The 15,109-nt window shown below is 60.0% G+C and carries 16 protein-coding genes and 1 pseudogene; 5 read left to right on the forward strand and 12 right to left on the reverse strand.

Annotation, left to right across the window (positions count from 1 at the left end; genetic code table 11):
* Window positions 1-25: 25 nt before the first annotated feature.
* The 4 genes from RTCK_RS08565 to RTCK_RS08580 form a co-directional block, all read right to left on the reverse strand.
* Window positions 26-1,384 carry a multicopper oxidase family protein gene (locus tag RTCK_RS08565; RefSeq protein WP_062654122.1) on the reverse strand — a complete coding sequence of 453 codons (1,359 nt, stop codon included), beginning with the start codon at window positions 1,382-1,384 and terminating at the stop codon, window positions 26-28.
* Window positions 1,385-1,395: 11 nt separating this feature from the next.
* Window positions 1,396-2,856 carry a TolC family protein gene (locus tag RTCK_RS08570; RefSeq protein ID WP_077549042.1) on the reverse strand — a complete coding sequence of 487 codons (1,461 nt, stop codon included), beginning with the start codon at window positions 2,854-2,856 and terminating at the stop codon, window positions 1,396-1,398.
* Window positions 2,856-3,077: a hypothetical protein gene (locus RTCK_RS08575; protein WP_062654123.1), complete on the reverse strand. Its 222-nt coding sequence runs from the start codon at window positions 3,075-3,077 to the stop codon at window positions 2,856-2,858. Before RTCK_RS08575 ends, RTCK_RS08570 begins: the two co-directional genes overlap by 1 nt.
* 85 nt (window positions 3,078-3,162) lie before the next feature.
* The gene (locus tag RTCK_RS08580) at window positions 3,163-3,549 is read right to left on the reverse strand and encodes a hypothetical protein (RefSeq protein WP_077549034.1); all 387 of its coding nucleotides are present in this window, start codon (window positions 3,547-3,549) and stop codon (window positions 3,163-3,165) included.
* A gap of 576 nt (window positions 3,550-4,125) precedes the next feature.
* Between RTCK_RS08580 and RTCK_RS08585 the strand changes: the two genes are divergently transcribed.
* The 4 genes from RTCK_RS08585 to RTCK_RS08600 all read left to right on the forward strand — a co-directional run bounded on the left by RTCK_RS08585 (window position 4,126) and on the right by RTCK_RS08600 (window position 6,127).
* Complete coding sequence (locus tag RTCK_RS08585) at window positions 4,126-4,608, forward strand: DUF305 domain-containing protein (protein WP_142592506.1); 483 nt, start codon at window positions 4,126-4,128, stop codon at window positions 4,606-4,608.
* A 5-nt stretch (window positions 4,609-4,613) separates the two neighbouring features.
* A complete protein-coding gene (locus RTCK_RS08590) occupies window positions 4,614-4,946 on the forward strand; it encodes a four-helix bundle copper-binding protein (RefSeq protein ID WP_142587141.1) in 333 nt (110 codons plus the stop codon).
* Window positions 4,947-5,174: 228 nt separating this feature from the next.
* On the forward strand, window positions 5,175-5,624 hold the full coding sequence (locus RTCK_RS08595; RefSeq protein WP_197283361.1) for a DUF305 domain-containing protein: 450 nt from the start codon (window positions 5,175-5,177) through the stop codon (window positions 5,622-5,624).
* Window positions 5,624-6,127, forward strand: coding sequence for a DUF6692 family protein (locus RTCK_RS08600; RefSeq protein WP_077549032.1), 504 nt, complete (start codon window positions 5,624-5,626; stop codon window positions 6,125-6,127). The genes RTCK_RS08595 and RTCK_RS08600 overlap by 1 nt, the downstream gene beginning before the upstream one ends.
* Before the next feature lie 93 nt (window positions 6,128-6,220).
* Here the strand turns inward: RTCK_RS08600 and nirK are convergent, their stop codons facing one another.
* The 7 genes from nirK to RTCK_RS08635 form a co-directional block, all read right to left on the reverse strand.
* Entirely contained in the window at window positions 6,221-7,294 is a 1,074-nt protein-coding gene (gene nirK / locus RTCK_RS08605) for a copper-containing nitrite reductase (RefSeq protein WP_185927963.1), read from the reverse strand.
* Window positions 7,295-7,528: 234 nt separating this feature from the next.
* The gene (locus RTCK_RS08610; protein WP_235988623.1) at window positions 7,529-7,930 is read right to left on the reverse strand and encodes a hypothetical protein; all 402 of its coding nucleotides are present in this window, start codon (window positions 7,928-7,930) and stop codon (window positions 7,529-7,531) included.
* Window positions 7,927-8,112 carry a DUF2933 domain-containing protein gene (locus RTCK_RS08615; protein WP_077549029.1) on the reverse strand — a complete coding sequence of 62 codons (186 nt, stop codon included), beginning with the start codon at window positions 8,110-8,112 and terminating at the stop codon, window positions 7,927-7,929. Before RTCK_RS08615 ends, RTCK_RS08610 begins: the two co-directional genes overlap by 4 nt.
* Window positions 8,109-10,337, reverse strand: a complete 2,229-nt coding sequence (locus tag RTCK_RS08620) for a copper-transporting P-type ATPase (RefSeq protein ID WP_077549028.1) — start codon at window positions 10,335-10,337, stop codon at window positions 8,109-8,111. Before RTCK_RS08620 ends, RTCK_RS08615 begins: the two co-directional genes overlap by 4 nt.
* A gap of 13 nt (window positions 10,338-10,350) precedes the next feature.
* Entirely contained in the window at window positions 10,351-11,838 is a 1,488-nt protein-coding gene (locus RTCK_RS08625) for a multicopper oxidase family protein (RefSeq protein ID WP_142592507.1), read from the reverse strand.
* Between the two features lie 911 nt (window positions 11,839-12,749).
* Window positions 12,750-13,235, reverse strand: a complete 486-nt coding sequence (locus RTCK_RS08630; RefSeq protein ID WP_142592508.1) for a type II toxin-antitoxin system YhaV family toxin — start codon at window positions 13,233-13,235, stop codon at window positions 12,750-12,752.
* Between the two features lies 1 nt (window position 13,236).
* A complete protein-coding gene (locus RTCK_RS08635) occupies window positions 13,237-13,572 on the reverse strand; it encodes a type II toxin-antitoxin system PrlF family antitoxin (protein ID WP_142592509.1) in 336 nt (111 codons plus the stop codon).
* Window positions 13,573-14,276: 704 nt separating this feature from the next.
* Here RTCK_RS08635 and RTCK_RS08640 point away from each other — a divergent pair.
* Window positions 14,277-14,675 carry a DoxX family protein gene (locus RTCK_RS08640; protein ID WP_142592510.1) on the forward strand — a complete coding sequence of 133 codons (399 nt, stop codon included), beginning with the start codon at window positions 14,277-14,279 and terminating at the stop codon, window positions 14,673-14,675.
* 267 nt (window positions 14,676-14,942) lie between these two features.
* Here RTCK_RS08640 and RTCK_RS20820 read toward each other — a convergent pair.
* Window positions 14,943-15,029, reverse strand: a pseudogene (locus RTCK_RS20820) (autoinducer binding domain-containing protein); the annotation flags it as partial.
* Window positions 15,030-15,109: the final 80 nt, after the last annotated feature.

The following is a 15,109-nucleotide window of genomic DNA, read 5'->3' on the forward strand; positions in this document are numbered from 1 at the left end:
ATATCCTTCTCAAGGTGAGCTTCGATCAGTGGTGTTCCGAATGGCTCGGGGTGATTGTTGTCGTCGCATCGGTGGCCTTGGGCGCATCCGGGAGGCTTCCGGTCCATTCCCATGCCTGGGTGCCGGGCGGGTTCTCGTACCAGCCGGGATCGCTGTAATCGCCAGCGGAGATGCCCTCGCGAACCTTCACGACCGAGAACATGCCGCCCATCTCGATGGGCCCGTGAGGCCCCCAACCGGTCATCATCGGGATCGTGTTTTCCGGTATCTCCATGGACATCTCGCCCATGTCCGCCATCCCGGCGGTTCCCATCGGCATGTATTCGGGCTGGAAGCGTCGGATTTTGCTGGCCACCTGCTTCTTGTCGACGCCTATGAAGGTCGGGATGTCATGGCCCATGGCATTCATGGTGTGGTGCGACTTGTGGCAGTGGATCGCCCAGTCGCCGACGTACTTGGCGTCGAACTCGTAGGCGCGCATCGCGCCAACCGGGATGTCGATGCTGACCTCCGGCCAGCGGGCCTCCGGACGCACCCAGCCCCCATCCGTGCAGGTGACTTCGAAGTCGTAGCCGTGCATGTGGATTGGATGGTTGGTCATCGTCAGGTTTCCGACCCGGACGCGGACCTTGTCGTTCTTCGAAACAACAAGCGGGTCGATGCCGGGGAACACGCGACTATTCCAGGCCCAGAGGTTGAAGTCCGTCATTTCCATGATGCGCGGGACATAGGAGCCCGGCTCGATATCGAAGGCATTCAGGAGGAAGACGAAGTCGCGGTCGACCGGCATGAACGTCGGGTCCTTGGGATGGACCACGAAGAAGCCCATCATGCCCATGGCCATCTGGACCATTTCGTCTGAATGCGGGTGGTACATGAAGGTGCCCGACTTCACGAGGTCGAACTCGTAGACGAAGGTTTTGCCGACGGGGATATGAGGCTGCGAAAGACCGCCCACACCATCCATGCCCGATGGCAGGATCATGCCATGCCAGTGGATCGTCGTGTGTTCCGGAAGCTTGTTGGTCACGAAGATGCGGACCCGGTCACCTTCGACAGCTTCAATCGTCGGCCCAGGGGACTGGCCGTTGTACCCCCAGAGATAGGCGGTCATCCCTTCCGCCATCTCCCGTTCGACCGGCTCGGCTACCAGATGGAATTCCTTGACGCCATTGTTCATCCGGAACGGCAGGGTCCATCCATTGAGGGTAACAACCGGATTGTAGTCGGGCCCAGTGGTGGGCTTGACCGGCGTCTGGGTGGCGGCCGTATCCATCAGTGCCGCCTCCGGCAAACCCATGTTGGAAGTCCGGCCCCACGTCTGCGAGGAAACCAATGCGGCACCTGCCGCACCTGCTCCCAGTAATTGTCTTCTGCTGAACATGATCGTTTCCTTTAGTGCCCGCCGCTCTCGGCCGCTTCCGCTGAGGGGACGTCCGTTTCACCGGAAGGCGCACCGGCGCTGCCGCCATAGATGGCGGGGGCGAGGTTCGCTTCGGCTAGCCAGAAGTCTCTCTTTGCGTTGACTGCGAGGAGGGCTGAATTGACGCTGTCCCGGCTGTCCGAGATCAGTTCGAAGGTGCTTGTGAGCATGCCGTTGTAGGTGAGCAGCGACTGCTCCTCGACCGCCTTGCGCAAGGGAAGAACGTTGTTCCTGTAGTGGCGCGCTATGTCGTAGTTGGAGCGGTACGCCTGGTAGGCGGACCTCGCCTCCGAGCGGGCGTTGACCGCCTTTTCCGCCAGTTGGTTGGCCGCCCGCATGTAGGCCAACTCGCCTTTTCGGAGCCGCGCCTGACCGGAATCGAAGATCGGGATCGTGAATTCCAGAGAAGCGGTCCGCGACACTTCGGAGACGATGCCATGATCCTCGCGTTCGCGCTCCTTCTCCACCATGCCCACCAGCTCGATATCCGTGACGATCCGGGTTGCGTCCTCCAGCTTGTAGGACTGCGCCGTCGCCTGAAGCTCCAGCCGGGCTATTTGGAGATCGATGCGCTTGTGGATCGCTTCGGCCTCGATGTCGTCGCGTTTGATCAGGGCCCGAGGCAATGACGGGAGCTGGTTCGGTATCTGGAACTCGATGTCGGACCCAGACAGTCCCATCAGCCGGATCAGCTCTTCCTTCGCCAGCCGCGCAGCCAATCTTGCCTTCGCGGTTTCGCCCGTCAGTTCGGCATAGAACACATGTTCCCGGGCTTGCTCTCCCTTTGGCATCGACCCCGCTTCACCCAGTTTCTGGGTCAGATCGGACGCCGCCTCTGCCGCAGCGCGCGCGCGGTTGAGGTAGGCGACATTTTCCCATGCCGCGACCGCGTTGATCCAGGCCCGGCGCGTATCGGCGGCAAGCGAGATGGTTGCGAGCGCTGCATTGAGCTGGGCCTGCCGGAAGCGTGTCTCGGCGATCTTCATGTTCCTGTCATAGGTCACCAATGACAGGATGTTTGCCGCGATGGCACCTTCCAGCACCCGGTAGGCTTCAAGCCCGGGTGTGCCGATACCGGAGACGCCAACCGAGAACTTCGGCAGAACCGAAAGCTGCGTCTGCCAGGCATCTGCTGCACTGTCACCGAGGTCGGCATAAGCCGCCTGAAGGCCCTTGTTGTTGAGCAGTGCCACTTGCACAGCAGTCTCGGCGTCCACCGTCTTCCTGGCCATCAGCGTCTTGACGCGGTCGCGAACCACCTGGGCGTGCTGCTGGTTCTGCACCCATACCGTCTGCTTGCCTGTCGCCTCGCCACTCTTGAGAGAGACATTCAGGAATCCGGCATCCTTGGCGGCATAGTCAGTAGAAACACAGCCTGCCGCGATGAGCGGCAATGCCAGCACTGAGAGAACCTTGAGCTTCCTGCCGAGCATCATGCTCCCCCTTTCGGGGCCTGGGCGTCGTTGAGACCGCGCCAGGGTTTGGGATCGACAGGAGTGCGATGCGTGTATGCGCCAATCGGATTCTGGTAACGGACCGGCCGGACGTCGATCACGGTGTCTGGATGGCCAGTCGAGGCCACGACTTCAGGTAGCGTGGAGGTGCATCCGCTCACAAAGAGCGGGACGCCCACCACCAGGAATGTCAGCTTCATGGTGAATTTCCGAGAATACAGTCACGACAGCACCAGGCACTCGAAGTGCTCAGGTACAGCAAGCCCCGCAGGCGGGTGTCGGTTCTCAGATGTTGGGTGGTCGATGAAGAGCCGGAGACTCGCCGAACGTCCTGAGGTCGTTCATGAAGCCCTTGATGGACGCGGCCACCGGGTGGGCGAGTTTCGGCATGGGAGCATCAATTGCGAACACGCCACAGTAATCCTGGCAGCAGCTGTTATCCGCAGTGTCGCCATCGCCTTCAGCAGCATGCTCGGAATGATGTCCGTCATCGGTCATCTTCGGGTGAGCATGGACGCCATGAGCCGAACGGTCACCTTCAACGAAGGAAGCGGAGTCAGGCATGGCGGGATGCATAGCGGCATTGGCGGCCGACATGCTGTAGCCAGCCAGCGACAGCACGACCGCCAGCCTGAAGATCAGCATCAAAACCTGCGATGTGATTCTCAACATCCCACTCATGTCCAAAGAATCGCCGTCGGCTTGACGGTTGTCAATCGACCAGCCTCTACAGCACGGACATCTCGTCCTTTGTGTGGCGCTAGAACATCTATCCTATGGGAAGGTTTGCAGGAGGGACGACGGCGAACGCCATCGCGGCTGGAACTTTCTCTTTTGCTCCGGTGTTTCCAGCCAACGAGCGCGGAGACCGAAGGATGTCCCTATCGGACTTTTTGAAGGCAGGATTATCGGTGATGGCAGCGACGCTGCTTATCATCGGGCTCTTCGCTACGGCTCCTGCCTTCGCTGCACCGAGCCACCATTGCCCTGAGGTGCAGGCGAGTCACCAGGCATTGGACAGCCAACGCGATGGTCTGGATGTTCAACTTTCCAGAACGTGCTGCGCGCAGATGCACTGCTGTCCGATCCTTCCTCAGCCGCTTGTCTATGCTCCACCTGAGGTACCATTCGGCCAGCTGTATGTGCACGTCAGACCGGAGCGGCCGCTTCTCCTCCCGGCTGCGATTGATCCCCCTCCCAGAACTCCTGCTGTTTGAGTCACGTCCCTCAAATCAACAGGAGTTCAACATGAACACGTACGTCAAACACGCAGCCGCCGCGCTCGCGGTCTCCGCTGCAATACTCGCATCCGTTAATCCTGCCGCAGCCGACGCAACATTCCCCGACAAGTGCAAGGGCGACATGCCGATGTCGGGCATGCCAATGGGTGGCGAGATGCCGATGGGCAGTCAGCAGATGCCGATGGGCGGACAAGGCTCCAATAGTGGTCAGGGCCCGATGGCCAACCTCACTGACTATCAGCAGGCCTCGATGGAGGCGATGATGTCGATGAACCAGCAGATGATGCAGGGGATGATGAAGGACGATCCCGACGTCTCCTTCATCTGCGGCCTCATCGCACATCATCTCGGTGCAATCGACATGGCGAAGGTCGAGCTGGAGCACGGCGACAACGAAGAGGCGAAGGCGACCGCGCAGAAGGTCATCGACGATCAGACGAAAGAAGTCGAGCGACTGACTGAGTGGGTCGAGAAGGAAGTGAAGGAGTAACGCCCATGCACCACATCTCCTCGGAAATGAAGCAGTGCATCGACAACTGTCTGGCCTGCTACAGCGAGTGCCTCTCCATGGCGATGGGACATTGCCTCGAAATGGGTGGCCAGCATACGGAGCCGAAACACTTCAAGCTGATGATGGCCTGCGCCGAAATCTGCCGCACCTCGGCCCATTTCATGCTGATCGGCACCGAGCACCACAAGCACACCTGCCGCGAGTGCGCGGAAATATGCCGCCAGTGCGCCGACGACTGCGAACGTGTCGGCGACATGCAGGCTTGCGTCGATGCCTGCCGCAAGTGTGCCGAAAGCTGCGAGCGTATGGCGCAGTAGCCCCTGCGGAAGCATGGGTACGGACGGGGTCTCTCCTTCCGTACCCACCTGGGGTTCATGCTGTGTGCATGCTGCTTTTTCGCACTCCCGATCCTGGCCGTATCCCGCTGCGCCCGAGGACCCGGAAGGGCGCGGGGCGACGGGTGAAGCATAGTCAAACGCATCAACTCGGCCGGATCAGCGGTATTGCGTAATCCACCAGGAGCCGAAGGAGAACATCTAATGGGAATGTCCTACTGGCGCTTTGCCGCCATGATCGCGACATCGACGGTCGTAATGTACGGTCTGATGTATCTGAACACCTACGCGCTGGAGCACGTCTTCTGGAGCGAGACCCGAGCCTGGATGGCCCTGGTCATGGGATCGACTATGGCGGTCATCATGCTCGCCTTCATGCTCGGGATGTACAAGAAGAAGATGCTCAACATGGCCATCTTCGGCGGGTCCGTCGCGGTCTTCGCCTTGTCGCTGTGGCTCGTCCGCAGCCAGGTGACCGTCGACGACGCCGAGTACATGAGCGCGATGATCCCGCATCATTCGATTGCCATCATGACGAGTGAGCGTGCGCAGATTTCCGATCCCCGCGTTCGAAAGCTGGCCGACGAGATCATCGAGGCCCAGGAGCGGGAGATTGCAGAGATGAAGTATCTGATCGAGGACCTGGAGGAGCGTGACTGATGAAGAACTCCCTCCTTTCACTGCTGGTCCTTACCTCGGCCAGTCTCCTGTCGGGATGTGGCGAACGGGAAGCTGCTGACGACATCATCAATCCCCCGCGTTCCGAAGAGGCCGCACGCGTGCTATCCGGTGAGGAGGCCATAGCTGGCGCAGATATACCCACACTCGATCCGGCGACGATGGTGGACGCGGAGATCGCCAAAGTCCTTGGTTCGCCTGCACAGTGCACGTTCAGGTACACCAGTGCTGGCAAGCCGATACTGGCCCTCAAGGGAACACCGGGCGGTACCGCGACAACTGCTGTCCTAAAGGTGAACGCTCACCTAGTGGAACTGCAGCCAGCTGGCGGGGACGGCAACCTCGTCCTGACCTCTGGGCCCATCAGCGTCACTCTCTCCGCCGATGATGTCCAAGCGGAAGAGAAGGTGGAAGCCGACATGGTATTCGCGATTGGTGAGAGCCTGCGCGTGGGATATTCAGGTTACTACCAGTGCGGCGGCTAGCGCGACGCGTGACTATCTCCGACCACCTTCTTCGAAGCGTTTAAGCGCAGGAGGCAGGAATTGTTGTTAGCACCCCGCCTCCTGCGCCGCCGATCAGTGTGTCTCGTGTTTACCGTGTTCCGCCTGGGCAGTGCGTGTCGTTGCTGCTTTGAAGATTTCCGTCTGCTCGTTTCCGTCGACGACGAGCTTGCCCACTAGGCCACGCGCTGCCCGTGACAGAGCATGGTCCACCAGCACGTACTCACCGGGAACGTCCATCGTCATGTCGACCACCGCAGCTCCGCCGGGCGGAACCGTGATGGTCTGCACGTCGGTCAGCGGCTCCGTCGTCAGCGACGCGAGCTGATACACCTTGTCGAAGATTTCGCCGATCACGTGGAAGCTCGACGTCTTGTTGGGGCCGCCGACACCGAAGTAGATGCGGACAGTCTCGCCGACTTTCGCGGTCAGCGCATCGTCGCCGGTCAGTGCGTTGGCCGCGCCGTTGAACACATAGTATTCCGGCGTCTCGTCCATCAGCCTGTCGATGCTCTCAGTGAGTTTGCCCTTCGTGCCATAGGCCTGCTCCGTGTAAACCTCGCCCTGCATCACGTAGAATTCGCGGTCCACCGGAGGAAGACCACCTTCCGGTTCCACCAGGATCAACCCGTACATGCCGTTGGCAATGTGGTGTGCCGCAAGCGGTACGGCGCAGTGGTAAACGTAAAGGCCGGGCTTCATTGCTTTGAAGGTGAAGCCCTTGGTCTCGCCGGGTGCGGCGTCCGTCGCCTCCGCTCCGCCTCCCGGTCCCGTGACCGCATGGAAGTCGACGCTGTGGCGTTCACTGCTATCGGCAAGGTTGGTCAGTTCAACTTCGACGGTGTCGCCGACTCTTGCTCGGACGAAGGGGCCCGGAACCTTCTTGTTGAAGGTCCAGTAGTGGTAGGTCGCGCCGTCCGCCAGGCTGCCAGTAACTTCGACCGTGTCGAGCTTCACCTTGATCGTTTCCGGTCCCCTCGCACCTACTGGCGGAGCAAGGTCTGTCGCCGCCCGTACGATATCGAGGGGAGCGGCAGCGGTCCCGTTCGCCGCCGGATGGTTGTGGGTGGCGTCGGCCAGCACCGGCATTGCCGTCGCCGACAGGAGTGCGACGGCGACGGCGGCGCGGAAGAGTGTTCTACTGGTCATAATTCTGGTCCTGCTATTTATGTCTGCGTTGCCTATTATTGGACACTGCGTCCGTCGGAGCATCCTTGCGATGCCGCAAATAGAAGCCTCGCTCGCATCTTCGTGATCGCCTGCAGGTGTCGGCTCCGGAGTTACGGCGTCGGCTGAACAGAGCGGAAATGCGCAATTGCTCCGGCGGTCATCTTCGTCACGCACCAGTTGGCGTAGAACCCGCCCAGCAAGCGCCCCAGCAGCCTATCGGGGAGATGGGTGGGCAGGTTGTACTCGATCCTGACGTTCAGGCTGCATACCGATCTGGCGGGACTGATCCTGAATCCCATACGGTAGGAAACCGATGACGAGGAGACGCACCGTTCCGCGCGTCTCCCAAGTCTTTGAGAGCGGAGGATGCCGTTCCGTCACGACTTCCTCCACGGAGAGCGCCAGACCGAGTATCGACCCCCTCATCCTAATGACGGAGCCGACGGCACGTCCTTCCGCTTCGTCCAAGTCGTACTTCATGGAAGCCCCCAGCATCATGACCGAGGGCTCTTCCATGTGCGCACCGAGGAAGGCCGGATTGTCGAGCAACTCGAAAACCCGTTCGGCCAATGCCGACAAGGCTACAGTGCTCGATGCCGACCGCTGGTAGGTCACGACCGGTGATCCTTGTGGCCGTGACCGCCATGTCGATGAAACAGGTGCATCAGTGGGCAGGCCAGCAGGATCAGGTAGGGGGCGTAGCCCAGAACGTGCCCCCAGTGCTCACGAAGGATGTAGAACACCAGGATCAGGGCCAGAGATGCGCCCATCAGCAGGAGCGTGCGGTTGGCAGTCATATCTTCATGCTCCTCAACCTGAGAGAGTTGGCGATCACACTGACCGAAGACAGTGCCATCGCCGCCGCCGCGATGATCGGTGAGAGCAACAGACCGAAGACGGGATAGAGGACGCCCGCCGCGACCGGCACGCCAGCCGCATTGTAGATGAAGGCGAAGAATAGGTTCTGCCGGATGTTGCTCATCGTTGCCCGGCTCATCTGCCGTGCCCGGACAATCCCCTGCAGGTCTCCCTTCAGGAGTGTGACGCCAGCGCTTTCGATGGCGACGTCGGTTCCGGTGCCCATGGCGACGCCGACATCGGCTGCTGCAAGCGCGGGAGCATCGTTCACACCATCGCCCGCCATGGCGACGATCCTGCCTTCACTGCGTAGGCGAGAGACGATCTTGCTCTTGTCCTCGGGCAGGACTTCCGCCTCCACCTCAGTAATCCCGAGGCGGCGCGCGACGGCATGCGCAGTCGTCTTGTTGTCGCCCGTCAGCATCACGACCCGAACACCGTCTACGACGAGCGCCTTTACCGCATCCGGTGTCGTCGGCTTTATGGGATCGGCGATAGCAAACAGACCTGCCAGCCTGCCATCGATGGCGGTGAATATGACGGTAGCGCCTTCGTTGCGCAGCTCTTCCGCCTTCGCAGTCATGGCGCTGACGTCGACACCCTCTTCCCCCATGATGCGGTGACTGCCGAGGATCAGCCGCTTTCCATCAACCGTCCCCGTCACACCCTTGCCTACAGGGCTGTCGAAATCGATGGCATCTCCCAGGGCGATGCCACGCTCACCTGCTGCGTTGACAATCGCGAGTGCCAGCGGATGTTCGCTTGAGCGTTCGACCGTGGCGGCCAGCCGCAGCAGCTCGTCTTCGGAGATGCCTTCCGCTGGCGCGATGGCCGTGACCTTGGGCCGTCCCTCTGTCAGGGTTCCGGTCTTGTCGACCACGAGCGTGTCGACCTTCTCGAACCGCTCCAGTGCCTCGGCGTTCTTGATCAACACGCCGAGACTAGCTCCCCGACCGACACCGACCATGATCGACATCGGTGTCGCGAGCCCCAGGGCACAGGGGCAGGCAATGATGAGAACAGCGACGGCTGCCACCAGGCCATGGGCGAAACGAGGCTCCGGCCCATAGATCATCCAGGCGGCGAACGCGACGAGCGCAACCACGATGACGACCGGAACGAACCATCCGGAGACTTCATCTGCCAGGCGCTGGATGGGTGCACGAGAGCGTTGGGCGTCCGCGACCATGCGAACGATCTGGGAGAGCACCGTGTCGCGTCCGACCTTGCCTGCCTCCATGATGAAGCCGCCGGTCTGGTTCATGGTGCCGCCGATGAGCGTCGACCCGACCTCCTTGGTGACCGGCATCGACTCGCCGGTGATCATGGATTCATCCACCGAGCTGCGGCCTTCCAGCAGCACACCGTCGACAGGGACTTTTTCTCCCGGCCGAACCCGGAGACGGTCGCCGACGGCCACGGCATCAAGACCGACATCCTCGTCCGTCCCGTCGGCATGCACGCGACGTGCCGTCTTTGGTGCCAGATCGAGAAGCGCGCGGATCGCCCCGCCTGTCTGTTCGCGTGCCCTCAGTTCCAAAACCTGCCCGAGCAGGACCAGGACGGTGATGACGGCGGCCGCCTCGAAGTAGACGGCGACCGAACCCTCTTCCGCGCGGAACGTGTCTGGAAAGACGCCTGGCGCAACCGTCGCGACGACACTGTAAACCCAGGCGGCACCCGTCCCCATCGCAATCAGGGTGAACATGTTCAGGTGGCGGGTCACCACAGATTTCCAACCCCGTTCGAAGAAGGGCCAACCCGCCCAGAGCACAACCGGTGTCGCGAGTACCATCTGCAGCCAGTTCGACGTCTGTGGCCCCAGTATCATGTGGAGGTTCGTGAGATGGCCACCCATCTCCAGAGCAAGGACCGGGATGCTGAGGACGAGGCCAATCCAGAACCGTCGGCTCATGTCCACCAGTTCCGGACTTGGCCCCGTTTCCAGGGTCGCCACTTCCGGCTCCAGTGCCATGCCGCAGATCGGGCAGTTGCCGGGGCCGATCTGCCTCACCTGCGGATGCATCGGGCAGGTGTAGATGACGCCTTCCCCCAGCATGCCCGGAGGAGGTACTTGCTTCTCTGCCACCTGATGGTGGTGCTCATGGTCATGCTCTTGATGATGATCATCGTGAGCATGATGGCCGTGATGTTCGTGCTTCATCTCCGCTCTCCGATCAGATCGCGCGATTATAGGACACGAAGGACATCATCCCTGCCGCCATGTGGTAGAGGTGGTGGCAGTGGAACGGCCAGCGGCCCGGGTTGCTCGCATCGAACTCGATAGCAACCTCTGCCATGGGAGGAACATGAACCGTATCCCTCACGGCTCCCCGCATGCCTTGTCCGTTGATGCCGACCACCTGGAAATGGTGTCCGTGAAGGTGCATCGGGTGTGTCATCATCGACATGTTGCGCATCACGAGGCGGACCCTGTCATCAGGATTGACGGCCATCGCATCGCCGCTGATCCCCCATGAGTAGCCGGTCATGCTGCCGGAGAGGATCAGAGGATAGGTCTTCGTTGCGGGCCGTTCGTCCAGAGGTGACGTCGCTTTGAGGATCGCCTCCAGTGAAAGGTCGAGGACCGGTCCGGCGGAAGAAGCTTTTGTGGCAACCTTCGAAATGGTCGCGTCCGCCGTTGCGAGGATGACGCCTGTCTGCTCCTCGGAGCCTTCGCGTAAGGCAAGGATCGGAAGTGACGCGGTGCCCAGCGGGAGTTGCAGTACGATATCCAACCGCTGGCCCATGCTGATCGGGAAGCGGGTGCCGGTGACGGGCTCGATGGCCATGCCATCGACGGCGGCCAGACTTCCCACGACGGTTCCCGTGTCGATGGTGAAGGCGGTCGCCGTTGCACCATTGATGATGCGTAGCCGAACGCGGCCACCCTTCTCGACCTGCACGATCTCCGGATCGTCCAGCGTGCGGTCATTGGCGAGGTACGCATCATACTCGATGTCGTTCAGGTCCATCATGCCCATGCCGCCCATGCCCATGCCGCCCATCGCCATGCCACCCATGGGCATGCCGCCGCCGTGCATTTGCGCCATGTTGGACATCATGCTCCCGTGATCCATCGGCATCGAGCCGCCACCGTGTCCGCCGCCCATTGCGGAACCTTGCTGCAGTTCCGCCAGCAATTCCTCCGGCGACTTGAAAGAGAAGTCGTGAAGAAGGACGACGACGTCCTGCTCGTCACGAGCGCGGTCCTCCGCCGTCCGCACGATCAGCGGTGCCGCCAACAGGCTTTGTTCCTGTAGTGTATGGGCGTGCATCCAGTGGGTGCCGCCGCCTGCGAGATCGAACTGGTAGTGCCGTTTCTCTCCTGCAGTGAGGAGCGCTGCCGGATTGTCGGGGACACCGTCCAGCTCCCATGGAGGGGTAAGCCCATGCCAGTGAATGAGCGTCGCTTCATCCGTGGTGTTGGACAGGATGACATTGAAGCCGTCTTCCGCATCCAGGACGAGGCCGCTCCGTCCACTGCCCTGAACAAGACCGAAGACGCTGGCGGATCGGCCATTCACTTCAATGGAGCGCTTGGTGACTGCGAGTTCGATGGGTGACTGCAATCCTGTGCTCGTGAGCGCCCAGGACTTCTGTGCAAGGGGTGAAATAGCTGCCGCACTGACGGCGAGCGTCTTCAGAAATTGACGACGAAACATGACGTTCTCTCGATCTTCTTGGCCGTGATCGGCCCAATGGTGGGAATGGCCCGCCAGCGGCGAGCAGTTCATCAACCAATGGATCGAGGGGGTTCGAAGCCAGGAGACGGGTCGTGGCCTGCGACATCGTCAGCGACATCCAAGACCCTAGCCAGAAGCAGGACCGAGTGCGCCGATCCTGCTGGTTGTGCAACGACTGCGAGGCAGAAGACGCAGATGACGCTGCAACAGTTCTGTTTGGGAGAATGCTGGGCCTTGGAATTCTCGTCGCCCGGATCATCGTCCACCATCTGGTGGTGTCCGTCCAGGCAGGTCTGGGGAGCCGCATGCGTAACCGGCGCACTGAACATGAGAGCAACAGCAAGGAGTGCCGCGAGCAGCCTCCATACCAACGCTCTCTGTGCTAACGTGCGCATTGTCGATCCTCCGTCATCTCACCATGCCACGCCTCCCATTACGCACCTTGATCTTTATCAATGTTCGCGTGCCATTATGGTCGGTGGTCGCTTGGCATCGATTGCCAGGCTGCCGATGCTGGTGCTTCCAACGTGGGAAGGTCAAGGATGAATTAGAGCGCCTGCACCGTCGCAAGCTATAGACTCTGGGGACACTGATGTCCGGTGTTGGCGCGAGGCGGACGACGCCACTCGGCCCTTTGCGGTCATTGAGCACCGCCAATCACTTGTTGCGTCAAGATCGGCATACTTATCGAGATGTTGGAGCCATTTGCGTTCAATGGCCATTTCGATGTTAATTTCGGGCATTATGGAGCAAGTGCCACAAGATGCCGAAGGACCCTCAACTCCTCAAACTGGAGAGTTGTAGTTCGTCTGGGCTCATATCCCATGCGTGATCCCGCGTGGGCGAAGAGCACGGAGGGAAGGACAACCTTTCAAAGATTGCGGCGACGATCAGGAGTGAGAAATTTTCGCTAGGCGTGCGACAGCTTTAGGGTCAGAAGCCTGCTTATTCAGCGCATCCCAGTCGTCAGGGGGATTGCCATCGTCCAGCATCCCTTTGAAGACCTTGTAGGCATCCGTTCTGGAGCCGTAAGTCCGCAAGCTGCTCTCATCGTTTACCCAAGCGAAGATGATGACCTTGCTGGCGCTATCAAAGCGGAATAAGAGCCGGAAACGGCCGTTGCCGAACTTAGCGCGAAACCAGTGCTTGCGCCCATCAGCAAGCGTAGAGCCTTGGCGATAGATCGCTGCTGTCGGGTCCGACGGGATCGTGACGGTGACAAGCTGGACCAAGGCCGCGAGCAACTTGGCATTGGCGGATTTATGATAGTCCTCTGGTTTCTTCGTCTTGAGCGCCTCGACCGTCTCAATCAGCCTTTCCCACTGATCTAGAAAAAGAGGGTGTGAGAGGACGGCCCAGCCATTGATCGTCAGCATGTCAGATCGAGACGTCCCCCTCGATCTCGGCATCGAGATCGACCGTCATGCCTGCCGTAAGGGCACTTGCCCGGTCAAGCAAGGACTTCGGAAACGGTAGGACGGATTTCTCGGGATGCTTGGCCATATCCCTCGCGAGAAATTCGAGGAAACGGCCAATCACGGGATCGGCGGTTTCTTCAACCTCAGCCTTCTGGACATACACACGACGCTGCTCATCAATGAAAAAGGTAATGCGCCCGCCATAATCAACATCCAACGCCTGCCGAACGGACTTCGGTACAGTGGTCTGTCCCTTGGCGGTGATAGTGCTATGTTCCTTTAATAGCGTTCCCATGACGAGTCTCCATAAAATCAGTGAGCAGAATGTAAGGAATATCCCTTACCACGTCAACTACTGCCTACGACCTCCATACACTACCTCCGAGCCTGCCCAGAGATAGCATCAACAACATTCCCAACCTGTGACACTTGCTCCATAATGCCGCAATTCGTCCGCTCCGAGATATAGGACCGACTGGCCGAACAATTCCGCCGCCTCATTTTCTAGTGCCTCGCGGGTGCTGCCCGAGCCATCACCATTGGGCTTCGCTCTGCCCCCCAATAGAAGATGCTCAGCCGTCAGCTCTCCAAGCTCTTCCGTCAAGTTCATTAGATACCAATCCCCACTACGCTCGATATCATGCACGCGGGCGTAAAGCTCCGCGACTTGACCGATCCGATCACTCACTTTTTTGAACGTGCCGCCACAACATCCTCGTTAGCCGCCTGAAGGCTTATCTCAAGGACGCTATCAATAATCTGTGAGTAAGGTTGCAATGACCCTTTTGGCGCACAGGCGACGTAAACCCCCATCGGCGACATCAGGGGCTTCAGGCGAAATCCCTCACTTGGCCATGAAAGACCGAACTTGTCAGGAGGTCCAGTGTTGAATTCGGAACCTGCGGTGCGAGAGACAACCGAAACCAGATGTTCTCGCAAGCTTGATTTCTTTCTCCCTTTGCGCGTTGATGCGCTGGTTACAAAAAATAGGAGCTCAGCATGGCAATGTCTCTTGATCGATACGAGCCTCATGCAGTCGCACTCCTCCGCATCGTCGCCGGTCTGCTCTACCTGGAGCACGGCACGCAGAAGGCGTTTGGGTTTCCGATCCCGGGACCCGAAACGCTGTCAGGCCTTGCGCTTGCTTCTACGGCTCTTGAGCTCGTTGGCGGCGTGCTCATCATCCTTGGCTTCTTCACGCGTCCAGTGGCTTTTGTACTCTCCGGGCATATGGCATTCGCGTACTTTCTGGCCCATTTCCCGCAAAGCTTCTTTCCAGTGGCAAATGGCGGTGATGCGGCCATTCTGTTCTGCTTCGTGTTTCTACTGTTGGTGACCACAGGAGCAGGTTCCTTTTCTATCGACGGCACCCGCGCTGCTTCCACCACGACCCGCTAGTCATCATACGCAAGCTAAGGCGGACATCGATGCTGCGGATAGGACGGTGGCCGAACCCATTATTTGCTTGAGGCCTCCGAAAGCGAAGGCTCGCTACCCTCTCCAGGCACTTGACCTGCGACCGTCCTGCCAATCCGCCCGCTTACTGGTTAGCTCGTCAGAGGAACTGAGGCATATTCTGGAGCCTGGCGAAGCGTTGCGAGTACGGGCGCTCGACTCCGCAAGAAGATCGAGACGGTGCGTGCGAATGATTATGTTCGCTGGCGGTCACACGAGCCTCCGGTCCTTGGCGATCGCCACGAGCTGCGGTACCGTCGCCGCGTCAAGTTTCCGGCGGGCATTGTCAAGATAATGGGTTCTTCCTCACTTTGTGTGGTTCATTCGCCGTTAGCGAGGTTTTGGCTATGGGCGGGCATGCGAACGAAATCGAAATG

It is taken from the genome of Pseudorhizobium endolithicum (genome assembly GCF_902153245.2).
GTDB classification, from domain to species: Bacteria; Pseudomonadota; Alphaproteobacteria; order Rhizobiales; family Rhizobiaceae; genus Neorhizobium; species Neorhizobium endolithicum.

What these genes read in the sequence shown, in the direction of transcription:
- RTCK_RS08565 (WP_062654122.1), bottom strand. Translation starts at nt 1,384, where the DNA reads ATGTTCAGCAGAAGACAATTACTGGGAGCAGGTGCGGCAGGTGCCGCA.
- RTCK_RS08570 (WP_077549042.1), bottom strand. Translation starts at nt 2,856, where the DNA reads ATGCTCGGCAGGAAGCTCAAGGTTCTCTCAGTGCTGGCATTGCCGCTC.
- RTCK_RS08575 (WP_062654123.1), bottom strand. Translation starts at nt 3,077, where the DNA reads ATGAAGCTGACATTCCTGGTGGTGGGCGTCCCGCTCTTTGTGAGCGGA.
- RTCK_RS08580 (WP_077549034.1), bottom strand. Translation starts at nt 3,549, where the DNA reads ATGTTGAGAATCACATCGCAGGTTTTGATGCTGATCTTCAGGCTGGCG.
- RTCK_RS08585 (WP_142592506.1), top strand. Translation starts at nt 4,126, where the DNA reads ATGAACACGTACGTCAAACACGCAGCCGCCGCGCTCGCGGTCTCCGCT.
- RTCK_RS08590 (WP_142587141.1), top strand. Translation starts at nt 4,614, where the DNA reads ATGCACCACATCTCCTCGGAAATGAAGCAGTGCATCGACAACTGTCTG.
- RTCK_RS08595 (WP_197283361.1), top strand. Translation starts at nt 5,175, where the DNA reads ATGTCCTACTGGCGCTTTGCCGCCATGATCGCGACATCGACGGTCGTA.
- RTCK_RS08600 (WP_077549032.1), top strand. Translation starts at nt 5,624, where the DNA reads ATGAAGAACTCCCTCCTTTCACTGCTGGTCCTTACCTCGGCCAGTCTC.
- nirK (WP_185927963.1), bottom strand. Translation starts at nt 7,294, where the DNA reads ATGACCAGTAGAACACTCTTCCGCGCCGCCGTCGCCGTCGCACTCCTG.
- RTCK_RS08615 (WP_077549029.1), bottom strand. Translation starts at nt 8,112, where the DNA reads ATGACTGCCAACCGCACGCTCCTGCTGATGGGCGCATCTCTGGCCCTG.
- RTCK_RS08620 (WP_077549028.1), bottom strand. Translation starts at nt 10,337, where the DNA reads ATGAAGCACGAACATCACGGCCATCATGCTCACGATGATCATCATCAA.
- RTCK_RS08625 (WP_142592507.1), bottom strand. Translation starts at nt 11,838, where the DNA reads ATGTTTCGTCGTCAATTTCTGAAGACGCTCGCCGTCAGTGCGGCAGCT.
- RTCK_RS08630 (WP_142592508.1), bottom strand. Translation starts at nt 13,235, where the DNA reads ATGCTGACGATCAATGGCTGGGCCGTCCTCTCACACCCTCTTTTTCTA.
- RTCK_RS08635 (WP_142592509.1), bottom strand. Translation starts at nt 13,572, where the DNA reads ATGGGAACGCTATTAAAGGAACATAGCACTATCACCGCCAAGGGACAG.
- RTCK_RS08640 (WP_142592510.1), top strand. Translation starts at nt 14,277, where the DNA reads ATGGCAATGTCTCTTGATCGATACGAGCCTCATGCAGTCGCACTCCTC.